Source organism: Spirillospora albida (genome assembly GCF_000718255.1).
In the GTDB taxonomy this organism is placed as follows: Bacteria; Actinomycetota; Actinomycetes; order Streptosporangiales; family Streptosporangiaceae; genus Spirillospora; species Spirillospora albida.
In genome coordinates, this window is the sequence record NZ_JOFJ01000010.1 from 33278 (window position 1) to 46990 (window position 13713).

The window sequence follows — 13713 nt, forward strand, 5'->3', positions numbered from 1 at the left end:
GGGATTTCAGCGAGCGCGCTTCTCTGCGAAGAGCTACTCAAAATTCCCCCAGGACATCACGAAGTTCTTGCTCCAGGCGTGACGCTTCCGCAAAGTGCCTATGCAACTCCTCGGTAAGTTCGCGCACACGCCGCTCGCCATCGCCAGGCTGGGCTACTGTGACCGCCGGCCGAACATAGCGGGATGGGACGAGGTTATACTCCGCCGCCTCGATGTCCTCAAGCGATACTTCTCTACACCACTCCGGATCGTCGTTCTTTCTTCCTTCTGACCAATCCCTGAACGTACCCATGACCCGCATAACGTCTTCTTCGGTCAGGACACGCCTACTCCGGCTGACCTGGACGCCTACATCCTGGGCATCGACGAAAAGAACTCGCCCCTTGGAATGATCTCGCTTTCGCTTGTTGAAAACCCATAGGCAAGCAGGAATGCGAGTATGAGGGAAGATCCCAGATGGAAGCTGAATGACAGCGGCGAGAACATCATCCCGTACCAGTCCGGCGCGAATACGATGTTCGGCACTACCCCTGAAAGATGCTCCATTGGCAAGCAGAATAGCAGCGCGACCGGTGGGATTGAGAGAACCCAGCACATGTTGAACCCATGCAAAGTCAGCATGGTTCTTGGGCGGCTCGCCATAGCGCCAGGATATGGATCGGCGGTCCAATTTTTCCTGCCAGCGGGACGATCCGAAGGGCGGATTGGCGAGGACAACGTCGTACTGCTCGCCCGGCCACGAGCCATACGAAAGGCTATTTCCCAACTCAAGCCCGTGCGGCAGATCGTTCTCCAATCCATGAAGTATCAAATTCATCGCCGCGACCTTAAGGTTGCCCTGGTGGATGTCCCGCCCTGCCAGCCTGGGAGTGCGAGCATCTGCAGGCTTCCTGTCTTGGAGTGACGCCGAGCCTGCCGCCGCGATCAACAAACCTGCGGATCCACAGGCTGGGTCATAGACCTTCTCTGTCGGGCGCGGCTTCACGAGTTCCACCATCGTCCTGACGATTTCGCGAGGTGTAAAGTACTCCCCTCCCACACGATCCTCTGAGAACCGGGCGAGACACTCCTCGTACAGCTTCCACGGCGGTAGGTCGATCGTGTCGAGGAGGTCGATGAGCCCTCGGAGCGCGCCCTCCGCACGTCGATGGGCATGCGATCTCAGTGATGCGAAGTCCGACTCGTCACGAAGATCAACAGTGAGGTTCCCGTATACGCCGCTCCAGGCACCCAACGCGGTACGCAAAACCACGCCAGGATCCGATTCATGCAGTTGACGCTTCAGATGTTCCCAGGTTGGGCGTCCCCGCGGATCATCCGCTACGTCCGCGACATATCGTAGGAAGACGGCGGCCAAGACGAGTTGTTGAGTCGCCTCCTGGCCGCCGTCTTCGCGCAACAGGTCCACTGCCCGCAGCAGCCTGTCGACCTGATGCCTTGTCGTTTCCATCCATCCCATCCTGCCGCGTCAGCGACGATAAGCGAGAACGATGGCAACGGCGATCGCGGCCACCACCGCGGACGCGCTGCCGCTGCTCTGCACAGCACCAAGCAGGTCCTTGTGCCGTGCGTACTCAAGGATGCCAGCCACCAACGCCACGTTCATCGTCATCGACGCGGCGAGAAGCCACGCCCACGAGGTGCTCACTCCGGCCAACCCTCCTGCAGGTCTACACCAGCAGGACCACTCTAGCAAGACAGCAGACGTTTTGGGGGGTCGCAGCAGACGTTTTGGGGATCTCGTCTTCATTTCAGCAGGTGAACAACCAGAAAATGAGTTATTCATGAGCTCGCGAGATCCGCCGACAGCGGCCGTGAGAACACCTGGGCCCCTCGAACCCCAGGACGTCGCGGGCTACAACTGGCCCGCTGGGAGGCGCCCCCGGACGCCGGAGAGGGACATGCACTTGCCGTGAGCCGCGGAACCTCCAGACCAAGCGGTCGTCCGCGATCTGTCTTGGGACGTGGTTGCCGGCGAGTCCCGACCTAGCGTGCCGCACCGGCGGGAGATCAGGTCCGGACCAGTCGCCGACAGCGCACGAGCGTCCCAACGACACGACACACACGGCTAGGAGACCGGGAAGCGGGACGGAACGGTTAGGCGGGTGCCGGGGATGGGGCGAGCCGGTTGGCGGGCCTCCCCGTAGGGGGTACCGAAGCGCCGGTCGGCCGGGCTTTCAGGGGAGCTGGGCGTCGAGCGTCGGCGGCAGGGCCGTGGTGGCCAGGAGCAGCGCGACGATGTAGTCGATGAGATGCTCGCGGCTCGTGACGATGTCCCCCCGCAGCCACAGCGTGATGGTCTCCCAGATCCCGGCGGTGATGGTGAGCGCCGTGAGCTGGAGGTCCTGGGGCGACAGGGCGACGTCGTCCAGGATCTCGTGGACCTCCGCGATGAAGTTCCCGGCGACCCCGTGGATGATCGTGTACTTCCGGTCCTGGAGCGACGGCGAGGCGGCGAACTCGCGGGCCATGACGTGCGCGCGGCGCGGGTCCTCGGCGAAGAAGTCGAAGACGGCCGTCACCGCCGCGCGGGTGCGAACCCCGAGGTGGCGCGGAGCGCCGCGGACCGCCGCCAGGATCGCCGCCATGCCGCGGGCGGCCTGGTCGTCGACGGCCGCCAGGAGCAGGCCGTCCAGGTCGGGGAAGCTCTCGTAGAAGTACCGGTCGTTGAGGCCGGCGCGGGCCGAGACACCGCGGACGGTCACGGTCTGCCAGCCCTCGGTGCCCAGGATGTCCCACGCCGCCGCCAGCAGGGCGGCGCGCCGCTGAGCCTTCCGCTCGGCCGCCGGCACTCCCCTGTAAGGCCGCGTGGCCGGTCGCTGCTGGCTCATGGTCCCGATTGTGCCCCACCCCTTGACATGCCCGGCGAAAGTTGGTGATGGTTGACACCATAAATTCTGGTGTGCGTCATCACCAGAAGACGGGAGGGGCACCATGGGCACTGCGGCGGCCGACACGGCCACGACGGACCTGAGCGACCTGCGGTTCTGGGCGCGTCCGCTGGACGAGCGGGCCGCGGTGTTCGCGGATCTGCGCACGCGCGGCCCGCGGTTCTTCGAGCTGCCCAAGATGCCGTTCCTGCCGCAGAGCCCCGGCTACTGGGCGATCGTCCGGCACTCCGACGTCGCGGAGATCAGCCGGCTGCCCGAGGTGTTCTCCAGCGAGCCGAGCGCGACCGCCCCGGCGGACATGCCGAACTGGATGAACAAGTACTTCAACTCGATGATCGACATGGACGATCCGCGGCACGCCAAGATCCGCCGGATCGTCTCCCGCGCGTTCACCCCGAAGATGCTGGCCAAGGCCGAGGACGACATCGCCGCGCGGGCCACGCGGATCGTGGACGAACTCATCCGGACCGGGCCGTGCGACTTCGTGGACCAGGTGGCGTCCCGGCTGCCGACCGAGGTCATCTGCGACATGCTCGGCATCCCCGCCCGCCACCACCGGCGGGTCATCGAGCTGACCAACATCATCGTGGGCTACTCCGACCCCGAGTACGTCGGCGCCGGCCTCGAGTACGTCGACGGCCGGGCGAAGATGGGGCGGCTGGCCACCGTCCGGCTGCTGGGCACGGTGTCGCGGGCGGGCTGGGAACTGCACCGCCTCGCCGCGCGGATCGGCCGCCAGCGGCGTGCGAACCCCACCGGCGACCTGACGTCCCTGCTGGTCAACGCCAACCTCGACGGCGAACGGCTGAGCCCCCGCGAGTTCGGCGCGTTCTTCCTCCTGCTGGTGGTCGCCGGCAACGAGACGACCCGCAACGCGCTCGCGCACGGCCTGAAACTGCTCACCGACCACCCCGACCAGCGCGAGCTGCTGCTGGCCGACTTCGACGCGCGGATCGGCGGCGCGGTCGAGGAGATCGTCCGCTACAGCAGCCCGGTCATCTTCATGCGCCGCAACGTCACCCGCGACCACGAGCTCGCCGGTCACCGCTTCCGCAAGGGCGACAAGGTCCAGCTGTTCTACTGGGCGGCGAACCGGGACGAGACCGTCTTCTCCGACCCCGAGACCTTCGACATCACCCGCTCCCCCAACCCGCACATCGGGTTCGGCGGCCCCGGGCCGCACTTCTGCCTCGGCGCCAACCTCGCCCGCAGAGAGATCACGGTGATGTTCCGCGAGCTGCTGACCCGCCTCCCCGACATCACCGCAGGCGAACCCGACCGCCTGCTCTCGGGCTTCATCAACGGCTACAAACGCCTCCCGTGCACCTTCACCGTCCCCGCGGACGCCCGCTCACGCACCTCAACGGGCACTGGGCCTGGCTCGGACGCCTGACCAGCCCGACGGCAGTCGCTTCGGCCACCCGCCTCCTCCCCACAGCGGAGGCCCTTGTCACCGTTCACCCGTGGCCGCTCTACGAAGCCGCACCCAGAGCCGGAGCAGGAGGCGTTTCCATTCAGGCTGGAGCAGCCATACATCGACGTCTTCCTTGACGCGCCGCCGTTCGGAATCCTGCCCCGACCACCTCTGGACGATCTCCATCACCAGCCGCCTACGTGCGGGATCATGGTCGGCTGCCTGGACGAACAGGGAAACGATGCCCTGCCGCAGGCCGGGCCTTCTGCAGGCCGCGTCCAGCCAGAGCCGCGTGATGTCCTCGAAGTTCCGGAAGGCGGCGTCCCGCGCGTATCCCGCTTCCGCCGCCGCTTCAGCGGACAACGCCACGCTCCAGGGCGCCAGGCAGTCCGTCGGGGTGACCGAGGCCGTTCCCGTGAGGATCACCGGCAAGCCCTCCACGTCCCGCTCGGCGGCCAGCGCCAAGAACAGCTCCGTCGCCGTGGTCGCGAGCGCAACGGCCTGGTCGGGCCGGTACGCCTCGGAGTTGCCCGCCCAGGCCAGCGACGCTTCGAGGACGACCATGGGGTGCGCGGCGGCCAGCCCCCGCGCCGCCGCGAGCAGTTCGGCGCGGACCTGCGCGTCGTCGCGCGTCGCCAGACGCCCGATCAGCGCGACGACCCGGTGGACGGCCGGTTCGGCCGCCGGGCGCGCCGAGGACTCGCCGATGCCCAGGAGGAACAGCAGAACGCGAAGCCCGACCCGTATCCGGCGGGCCGCATCCCCGCCGGACAGCGTGGTGGCGCTGTGGCACCACGCGATGACCGCCTCGAAGACGACCCTGGAGCGAGTCTCCGACAGCGCGCGGACCACCTCGAACACCTCGTCCTGGACCTGTTCGTCCCCGTGGGTGGCCAGGTGCTTGAGGCGGGTGAGCGCGATCGACATGTGCGTCTCGCCCAGGACCTGGCACACACGGACGACCGTGAGCTTCAGCGTCTGCGGTGCACGCCGTTCCTTCGACCACTCGTAGAGCCTGCGGCGGATCCGGCCTCCGATGAGAGGATGAAGGCACGTCCGGGCCAGCGCCACGTAGGCCAGATCCGCACGCTGTGCACCACCCGCCCACCGCCCCGCCGTCTGCACGACCTTTTCGACCGCTCCGTGCTCTGCGGCCAGGTCGGCGAAGACGCTCGCGATCCTGATCCGGAGCGGGGCCTCAAGGGCGATCGCATCGTCCGCAGGCAGGGACGACAGCCAGGCCAGCAGGTCCAGCCGTGCCAGCGGGTAGTCGTTCCACACGTGCCGCAGCACCGCTTGCGCGAAGCCCGGCCGGCGGAAGACGATCCGGCCGTCCTCGCGTTCGGCGTCCAGTAGTTCGCTCAGTCCGGTGGACGGGCACCAGGCGAGCCCGCCCCCCGCCACCTCCACCTTCAGTTGGCGGGCAAGCGACAGCGCAGCCCCATAGACACTCGTCTCGTCGGCCGGTGTGATCGTCGCGGCGGCCACCATCAGGGTCTGGTCCCGGTGCGCGGAGTGCACGCCGAACCAGCCTCGCAATTGCTCGGCCCATCCTCGGTAGGCGCGCGACACATCGCGCTCGTCGCCGCCCTCCAAATGTAGGTCGGCGACCAGGTCGGCGAGCCTGCGGGCATCCCCGGGCAGCGCGTCTTTCAGCAGCTCCCGGGCCTGCGGCCAGTCGGGCCAGCAGGTTTCACCGAGCCCGCGCCGGAGCAGCCGGCGCCGGTAGACCTCATCCGCTGGAGGAGGCTGCACCGGGACGGGCCGGAGAAAATCCGCGAAGCGTCGCAATTCGGCCGCAGTACCGACGGTCAGGAGGAAGCCGCCGGACGCGCGTACTGCTTCCAGGCAGGACCGCAACCGCGACTCCTCCTCATCGCCCGCACGGACCAGGTAGCCGCGCGGCTCCGTGGCGCCGATCTCCTCTACGTCGTCTTCTCCGGTCGAGAACAGGCGGATGGGCAGCCCCGGCCGCAGCTGCCGCAGCGCCGCGATGGCCGCCGTCGCCGCCCCCGCACCAGCGGGACCGGCCAGCGCGACCACGTGGGAGCGCCTCAGCGTCTCGACGATCTCGTCGTGGTTGAGGACCGGTACGTACGCAGCGACGCGCTCGACGACCTCGGCTTCGGACAGCACCATCGACGGACGCCCGCGCACGAACGTGAGCTGCGTGAGGATCAGGTCGCGGGAGACGGTGTTGCCGAACGCGCTCTGCGCGCCATCCCCGGTGATCGTGACGTCCTCGATCGTCGTCACGAGCGCTCCTGGTGGAAGTCACCGCCGACGGTGTTGCCGAACGCGCTCTGCGCGCCATCCCCGCTGATGGTGACGCCGCTGATCGACGGTATCGGGGGCGCGGGCGGCGCTCCTCCGGCGGGATCGCTTTCGGACGGCGCCGCTGTGCCGGTGGCCGTCGACGGCACCGGCACGTAGAGGTAGGCCGGTCGCTCGTACTGCTTGACTTTGACCGTGACGGGGGTGACCTGGCTCTCCCGGAGCCCGGTGCGGCCCCCCGCGACATACGTCGTGAACAGTTCCGCCGAGAGGAGGAACGCCACGAAGGTGACCTCTGGGTCGCTGGTGCCGAGCGCGTCGCGCAGCGGCGCGGCGTCCAGGAGCCGGTTGACGTCGATGGTCGCGGTGGAGATGCCGGGCGCGTCCGGACGCTCGTCGTCCACCAGGCCGAAATGCAACGCGACGCGGAGCCGCAGCCGCAGGCCACGCGCCCGCCGCTCCGCCGCGGACGAGGCCAGGGTCTCCTGGAGACGGCGCGGGAACGGATCGATCAGCGCGGGGATGTACTCGTGCGGCAGCGTGGCCAGGATGCCGTCTCCGGTGCTCTCCATGAACCGGACGGCCCTCCACGTCTCACCGAGCCCGCTGGCGGTGCACGCCGCCTCCAGGGCATGCCGGATCCGCATATGGAGTTCGGGCAGCTGCGCATCGCGGTGCGCGCTGAACTTCTCGGCGTCGACGACGAGCAGTGCGCGGAACTCTTCCATGGTCCTGTCTCCAAGTGGCCGCTGGTGTCCGCACCACTGTGGCGACAGTGCGTCAGGAGCGCTGTTCGAAATCAGACACTGCCGTGGCCCGATTCGGCCAGCGCGCGCAACCGGGCCGGATCGGTGATGACGACCCGGCGGCGGGCCGTGGTGACGAGTCCGCGGTCGCGGAGGCGTGCAAGCTCGGCGGCGACCATGCCTCGGGACAGCCCGACCGCCTGGCCGATCTCCGCCTGTCCGAGTCCCACGTCCAACGGTCCCGACGCCTTCGGCGCCGCCAGCCGGAGGAGCGCCCGGACCACGCGCGGCCCGGCGGGAAGTGTGGCGATCTCGGCGCGCCATGCCTCGCCTTCGCGGAGGCGGCGCATGGCCAGGCGCAGCAGTTCCACCTCGAGCCCCGCCGTCCGGATCAAAGCACGGAACCGGTCGGCGGTCAGGACGCGCGTGAGGCAGGGTTCGAGGGCCACGACGGTCGAGGAACGGTGATCGTCCTCGCCGCCGAGCACGGCGATCTCACCGAGCAGCTCGCCCGGCCACCGTACGGCCAGCAGCATGTCCTGTTCCGGAAGCCCGAGCACGATCTTCACTCGCCCGGTCACCAGCAAGAGCACGTGTGTGGGCGGATCACCCTGCCGGAGCAGGACTTCACCTGCTGCGAATGGCCGCTCGGTGCCCGCCGCGAGAAGGCTGTGCCAAACCTTCGGAGAGACGTCCATGACTTCTGTCTCTCACATGGGCCGCCGATGCATCTCGCGATCGTGGACGGTTACTCAGTCAGCTCGGTGGCCAGTTTGGCGAGTTGGGCTTCGTAGATGGCCCGGAGGCCCTTGGGGGCGAAGGTCCGCTCGAAGAAGCCGCCCACGCCGCCGGCTCCGTCCCAGGTCGTCTTGACCTGGACGCGCGCGCCCTCGTCGGCGGGCGAGACCGTCCAGGTGGTCACCATGGACGAGTTCGCGTCGCGCTCGACGAGGGTGCCGGGGGCGGGCGCGCTCACCGTGAACAGGCAGTCGCGGACGCGCTTGCTGGTGGCGGCCAGCTTCCAGTGCACCACCGTGCCCTCGCCCTGGCCGCCCTCGCGCACCTCGTACTCGCTGAAGTGCTCGGTCAGCGTCCTGGACCGCACGCCCGTGTAGTCGCCCAGGGCCTCGAGCACCCGCTCCGGGGTCGCCTTCAGCGTTCTCTCCGCAGTCGCCACGACTTGTCCCATGCGCTCATCTTGGCGCACGGGGGAGCGTCCGGCTCACATGGGGCGGTGGGCCAGGGTACGCTCCAGGCGCGCCTGGGCGCGGGCGGCCTGGCGGGCCCGGTAGGCGATCGGCATGTAGCGGACGCGTTCCGGCAGGTGGGGGGTACCGCGGCCGATCGCCTGGGCCACCAGGCGCAGCCGGCGCTCGTCGGACGCGGTCCAGGAGACGCCCAGCTTCTCGCGCGCGGCCTCCGGGAGGGTGCCGACCGTGATGAGGCGGCCCAGGCGCCCGCCGGCCTTGCTCAGCGGCGCGATGGCGGGGCGCAGCGCCTTCGGGACGTTCGGCGGCACCTCGCCCATCTGCGCGAGGACCTCGTGCGCCACCTTGTGCGGGACGAGGGTGTCGTTGACCATCGCGTCGAAGTACGTCCAGTAGTCGTCGATGGTCGCGGGGAGCATCCGCTCCGGCACCTGGAGGATCCGGCCGAGCCGCATGAACTCGTCGAAGATCTGCTGCTCCTCGGCGGGCGTCATCGGGGCGGGCGCGAAGTAGCGCGAAGCGGTCACGGCGGCGTAGAAACCGGTCAGGTGCACCCATGCCCACGGCTCGGCGGAGAGCGCGTGGTGGCGGTTGCCGTCCTCGTCCACCGCGCTGAGGGGTTTGTGCATCTCGCGCAGGCGCCTTCCCTCCTCGATCGCTGTCTTCCCGCCGTAGACCCAGGTCTGGACGGACGCGAAGCTGCGCGCGGCCCGTCCGACCGGGTCGGTGCGAAAGCTCGACAGCTTGTCGACGACGGTGCCGATCGCGGGGTGCATCACCTGGAGGATGAACACGCTGTTGCCCGCGATGGCGGACGTGTAGAGGCCCATCGTGTCCCACATGAGCGAACCCGGGCCGAAGGGGACGGGCTCAGCGCGCCTGGACGTCTCGGCCGGGGTCTCATGGATCAAAGTCATGTGCGCCACCTCCTGACAGCGGGGTTCTCTCCCTATAAGTTGAACGTGAATAATTGGTCGCTTACAAGTCGCGTTTCGGGAGGCGATGGCCGATGACCCGTTCGCCAGGGGTTTCACCGCGCAGAATCCCCCGTCAGGAGCGTTCCCGGCAGACGGTCGAGCGGATCCTGGACGCCGCCACTCGTGTTCTGGGCGAGCGCGGCTACGACGGCGCGTCCACCAACCGGATCGCGAGCGCGGCGGGGATCAGCAACGGGTCGCTGTACCAGTACTTCCCGAACAAGGACGCGATCGTCGTCGCGGTCCTGGACCGGTTCGCGGACCATCTGGCCGAGCGGCTCGGCGCGCAGATCGAGACGACGATGGCCGGGTCGTGGGAGGTGGCGGGCCGCGCGCTGCTCGACGTCCAGCTGCGGCTGTTCGAGGAGCACGCGGACCTGCTGCGCGTCATCGTCGAGCAGATCCCGCGGCTGGGCCCGTTCGACAAGCTCGCGGCGCTCCAGCGGCGCCTCACCGACCTCGTCCGGGTCTACCTGCTGCTCAACCGGCAGGAGTTCCGGGAGGACCTCGACATCGACGCGACGCTGTGGATCATCACGGAGACCGTCGGCCTGCTGTCCATCAAGTACGTCCTTGACCGCCCGCCCATCCCGCGCGAGCGCATGGTGGACGAGCTCGCCGAACTGGTCATCGGCTACATCCGCGGCTGAACGCGCCGCAAGGCCCGGTACCGCCACCCGGCGGCGCGATGGCCGCATCTAGTCGCCATGGCGACTATTCATCTTGTTGATTAGCATCGTCCGGTATGGGCTATCTCAGGTACGTGGCGGTCGGGGACAGTCAGACCGAGGGCTTGAACGACGGGGACGAGGTCACCGGGTACCGCGGGTGGGCCGACCGGCTCGCCGAGGGGCTCGCCGCGCTGGAACCCGACTTCCGGTTCGCGAACCTCGCCGTGCGGGGACGGGTGGCGGCGCAGGTCCGGGCCGAGCAACTGGCTCCCGCACTGGCGCTGCGGCCCGATCTGGTGACGGTGATGGCGGGGATGAACGACATGGTCCGTCCCGGATTCTCCGCCGATGCGGTGACCGCGGAACTCGAGGCCATGTACGCGGCGTTCACCGGGGCCGGAGCGCAGGTCGTCACGTTCACGTTCCCGGACGTGGCGCGCATCGCGCCGCTGGTCCGGCACCTGCGCCCCCGGGTGATCGACTTCAACGCCCGGATCGTGGACGCGGCGGAGCGGCACGGCGTCCTGGTCGTGGACACGTTCCACCATCCGGTGACCGTCGACCCCCGGTTGTGGAGCACCGACCGCATCCACGCCACCCCGCTCGGGCACGCCCGCATCGCCGCCGCCGTGGCGCACACGCTCGGCCTGCCGGGCAGCGACGCGTCCTGGGCCGACCCCTTGCCCGCCCTGCCGCCACCCCGGGTGTGGGCGAAGGTCGGAAGGGAGGCGGCGTGGGTCGGCGCGTTCCTGGGGCCGTGGATGCTGCGGCGCATCCGCGGCCGCTCCTCGGGGGACGGGCGGACGGCGAAGCGGCCGTCGCTGTCGAAGGTGTCCTGAGCCGCGTCCCGCCTCGCTCAGCCGACGCGGGTGGAGCGTTGTTCGAGGACGGCGAGTGCGCGGTCGGCCCAGCGGGTGTTCTCCTCCTCGAATGACATGCCGCGCATCAGCGTCAGGTAGGGGCCGACGCGTTCGGCCGTTGCGAGGAATTCCGCTTCGGAACGGCCGTCCAGAAGGCGCGCCCTCAGGCGCTCGTAGCGGGCGGTCTTGGCCTGCGCCCATGCCTTCCGTTCGGCGATCGCGGCGCGCACCGCGTCGACGTCGCCCTCGTCCACGGCCTGGACCTTCACCATCAGCTCCTCCCGGATCGCCCCTGCCCTGGTCGGGGCGGCGGTGAAGTCGCGCAACGCGCGGCGGCCGGCGTCCGTCAGCGAGAACACGCGCTTGTCGGGGCGGCGCTCCTGCCGGACGATCCGCGCCTCGATGAGCCCGTCCACCGCCATCTTCTCCAGCTCCCGGTAGAGCTGCTGGGGCGTCGCCATCCAGAAGTTCGCGACCGAGGCGTCGAACCCTTTCGCCAGGTCGTAGCCGGACGCCTCGCCTTCGAGGAGCGCGGCCATGATCGCGTTGCGCAGTGCCATGGCGACACCTTACTCACCTGGTTGATTAACCAACTAATTTACCAACCAATGCTGGACGGACGGTGCCGAGCCGCCTTATCGTCGGATATCACCTCACCTCGGGGCTCTGGAGGCGTGATGCACCCCTTCCGTCAGGCGGTCGAGGCTCGGGACATCGACGCGATCGGGGCGCTGCTCGCCGACGACGTCGCGTTCTTCAGCCCGGTCATGTACCGGCCTTACCGGGGCAAGTCCAACACCCTCCCGATCCTGTACGGCGTCCTGCGGGTGTTCCAGGACTTCCGCTACCACCGCGAGATCGCCGCCCGCGACGGCCGGGACCACGCCTTCCTCTTCAGGGCCACCGTGAACGGCCTGGAGGTCCAGGGTGTCGATGTCCTCCGCTTCGACGAGCACGGCAAGATCACCGAGTTCACGGTGATGGTCCGTCCCATGTCGGGCATCCGCGCCGTGGCCGAAGCGATGGCGGTCCAGTTCGAACGGGTCCAACTGGAAGCCGCCTTGGCCGGCACCCTCTGACCCCTCCCGGGATCGAAGATCGCCAGAAGGCCGGCGACCGCTAGGATGCCCGAGCCCTGACGGGAGCCGGACGCGGACCGGCCGCACGCCCCCGGCCGGTCCACGTCCGCGCGGCACGCGAGCCCCCCTCGGACCTCGGCCGATCCCGGATCGGGACGGTGGCCAGGGCGGGCGCGCTCCGTGCATCATGGTCACATGGGCGAGAACCTGAAGAACGAGGACGAGGCGGGCCGGTGGCGCACGCTGCCGCCCCGCACACCGCTGGAGGACCTCACGACCGGCCAGGAGGTGCCGCCCAAGTCGCAGGCCGTCTGCGAGCCGGGAGTCTCCAAGCTGGACGAAGCCACCCGGTACCCGGCCTGACCACGCGGAATCGTCCGGTCGGCCCGTCCGGGCGTTCGCGCTGCTCCGCGCACCGCGTGGAGGTCAGCGGTTGAGGGTGGCGGTGTAGTCGGCGAAGCGGTCGTCGACTTCGGCGGCGGTGAGGCCGAAGTCCTCGAGGGTGTAGCGGTGGGCCGGGCGGGCGGCGCCCGTGGTGCTCTCGGAGTGCAGGGACGTCATGGACGTCCGCGCCTCGTCGGTGAGCGGCAGGCCGAAGTGTGTGTAGATGGCCTCGACCGTCCCGATCGGGTCGGTCACGAAGTCCTCGTAGTGGACGTCGAAGAACTGGCGCTGGTCGTGCCGGGCGCGTTCCGCCCGGAAGGTCTCCAGGCCCCGTGACCACAGGTCGAGCTGGTCGCGTCCGATCGTGGCGCCGGTGAAGACGTCCGACCAGCCGGCGGTGGCGTGCGCGGCGAGGCTGCACATGGACGCCATCGCGGTGCGCGGGGCGCGGTGCGTCTGGACGATCAGCGCGTCCGGGTAGACCTTCAGCAGCGCGTCCAGCGCGAACAGGTGGCTGGGGTTCTTCAGGACCCAGCGGCGGCCGGGGTCGTTCAGCCCGATGAGCCGCAGGTTGCGGCGGTGGCGGCGGTAGGCGTCCGTCCAGTCCCGGCCGGCGAGCCAGGACGAGTACGTCGGCAGGTGCGCGAGGCACTCGAAGGAGATCGAGCGGAAGTCCTGGCGGAGGAGCTGCCAGCACTCCTCGACCGCGTCGGCGGAGATGTAGTGGACGCCCATGAACTCGGGGTTCTCCACATGGTGCCGCCGGTAGCCCGCGTCGATCGCCTGGAAGATCGGGTTGTCGGGCCAGGTGTCGCGCGGCGGGCGCGGCTGCGGCACCTCCGCCAGCCACACCTCGAGCCCCTGATGCGCGGGGTCGGCGGTGAGCAGCCGGTGCAGCGCGGTCGTCCCGGTGCGGGGCAGGCCCGTGACGAAGATGGGCCGCTGGACGGGCACGTCCGCGTACTCGGGGTGCTTCCGCCACGCCGACTCCGACCAGAGCCGGGCGGCGAGGGCGCCGCGCAGCATCGACCTCTGCGCACGGTTGCCGAACGGGGTGAGCGCCGCGTCCCGCGCGAACGACTCCAGGAGCACCTCCAGCCCTTCGACATAACCGTCGTCGCCGAACTCGGACATACCGGTGATCTTGCTGGCGGAGGCGTGCAGGTCCTCGACCGTGCCCACGCTGTCGCGGCCCGGGGTCATCGGGTT

At 69.2% G+C, this 13713-nt stretch carries 15 protein-coding genes; 5 read left to right on the top strand and 10 right to left on the bottom strand.

Annotated features, from left to right (window positions below; genetic code table 11):
• Window positions 1-37: 37 nt before the first annotated feature.
• From IE99_RS31195 to IE99_RS0114860, 3 genes are all read right to left on the bottom strand, one after another.
• Window positions 38-1450 carry an N-6 DNA methylase gene (locus tag IE99_RS31195; protein WP_169744431.1) on the bottom strand — a complete coding sequence of 471 codons (1413 nt, stop codon included), beginning with the start codon at window positions 1448-1450 and terminating at the stop codon, window positions 38-40.
• A gap of 18 nt (window positions 1451-1468) precedes the next feature.
• The gene (locus IE99_RS0114855) at window positions 1469-1648 is read right to left on the bottom strand and encodes a hypothetical protein (protein ID WP_030169989.1); all 180 of its coding nucleotides are present in this window, start codon (window positions 1646-1648) and stop codon (window positions 1469-1471) included.
• Between the two features lie 529 nt (window positions 1649-2177).
• Window positions 2178-2831, bottom strand: coding sequence for a TetR/AcrR family transcriptional regulator (locus IE99_RS0114860; RefSeq protein ID WP_030169991.1), 654 nt, complete (start codon window positions 2829-2831; stop codon window positions 2178-2180).
• Window positions 2832-2934: 103 nt separating this feature from the next.
• Here IE99_RS0114860 and IE99_RS0114865 point away from each other — a divergent pair, with 103 nt between their 5' ends.
• Window positions 2935-4284 (top strand): cytochrome P450, encoded by a 1350-nt coding sequence (locus tag IE99_RS0114865; protein ID WP_051712524.1) that lies wholly within the window; start codon window positions 2935-2937, stop codon window positions 4282-4284.
• Window positions 4285-4341: 57 nt separating this feature from the next.
• Here IE99_RS0114865 and IE99_RS0114870 read toward each other — a convergent pair whose 3' ends face one another.
• From IE99_RS0114870 to IE99_RS0114890, 5 genes are all read right to left on the bottom strand, one after another.
• Complete coding sequence (locus tag IE99_RS0114870; protein ID WP_030170001.1) at window positions 4342-6561, bottom strand: hypothetical protein; 2220 nt, start codon at window positions 6559-6561, stop codon at window positions 4342-4344.
• Complete coding sequence (locus tag IE99_RS30325) at window positions 6558-7307, bottom strand: hypothetical protein (protein WP_051712525.1); 750 nt, start codon at window positions 7305-7307, stop codon at window positions 6558-6560. Before IE99_RS30325 ends, IE99_RS0114870 begins: the two co-directional genes overlap by 4 nt.
• 71 nt (window positions 7308-7378) lie before the next feature.
• Window positions 7379-8023, bottom strand: a complete 645-nt coding sequence (locus tag IE99_RS0114880; RefSeq protein WP_030170008.1) for a Crp/Fnr family transcriptional regulator — start codon at window positions 8021-8023, stop codon at window positions 7379-7381.
• Between the two features lie 50 nt (window positions 8024-8073).
• Window positions 8074-8514, bottom strand: a complete 441-nt coding sequence (locus IE99_RS0114885) for an SRPBCC family protein (protein WP_030170011.1) — start codon at window positions 8512-8514, stop codon at window positions 8074-8076.
• Between the two features lie 33 nt (window positions 8515-8547).
• Window positions 8548-9450: an oxygenase MpaB family protein gene (locus IE99_RS0114890; protein WP_030170013.1), complete on the bottom strand. Its 903-nt coding sequence runs from the start codon at window positions 9448-9450 to the stop codon at window positions 8548-8550.
• 92 nt (window positions 9451-9542) lie between these two features.
• Here IE99_RS0114890 and IE99_RS0114895 point away from each other — a divergent pair, with 92 nt between their 5' ends.
• Both IE99_RS0114895 and IE99_RS0114900 read left to right on the top strand, forming a co-directional pair.
• Window positions 9543-10160, top strand: a complete 618-nt coding sequence (locus tag IE99_RS0114895) for a TetR/AcrR family transcriptional regulator (protein WP_030170014.1) — start codon at window positions 9543-9545, stop codon at window positions 10158-10160.
• A 95-nt stretch (window positions 10161-10255) separates the two neighbouring features.
• Window positions 10256-11020 (top strand): SGNH/GDSL hydrolase family protein, encoded by a 765-nt coding sequence (locus tag IE99_RS0114900; protein ID WP_030170017.1) that lies wholly within the window; start codon window positions 10256-10258, stop codon window positions 11018-11020.
• A 17-nt stretch (window positions 11021-11037) separates the two neighbouring features.
• On the opposite strand, the gene IE99_RS0114905 is transcribed toward IE99_RS0114900, so the two are convergent.
• A complete protein-coding gene (locus IE99_RS0114905) occupies window positions 11038-11601 on the bottom strand; it encodes a PadR family transcriptional regulator (protein WP_030170019.1) in 564 nt (187 codons plus the stop codon).
• Window positions 11602-11718: 117 nt separating this feature from the next.
• Here IE99_RS0114905 and IE99_RS0114910 point away from each other — a divergent pair, with 117 nt between their 5' ends.
• Together IE99_RS0114910 and IE99_RS31875 are read left to right on the top strand one after the other, a co-directional pair.
• On the top strand, window positions 11719-12120 hold the full coding sequence (locus tag IE99_RS0114910) for a nuclear transport factor 2 family protein (RefSeq protein WP_030170021.1): 402 nt from the start codon (window positions 11719-11721) through the stop codon (window positions 12118-12120).
• Window positions 12121-12315: 195 nt separating this feature from the next.
• The gene (locus tag IE99_RS31875; protein WP_157610306.1) at window positions 12316-12483 is read left to right on the top strand and encodes a hypothetical protein; all 168 of its coding nucleotides are present in this window, start codon (window positions 12316-12318) and stop codon (window positions 12481-12483) included.
• Between the two features lie 63 nt (window positions 12484-12546).
• Here IE99_RS31875 and IE99_RS0114920 read toward each other — a convergent pair whose 3' ends face one another.
• On the bottom strand, window positions 12547-13707 hold the full coding sequence (locus tag IE99_RS0114920) for a sulfotransferase family protein (RefSeq protein ID WP_030170024.1): 1161 nt from the start codon (window positions 13705-13707) through the stop codon (window positions 12547-12549).
• Window positions 13708-13713: the final 6 nt, after the last annotated feature.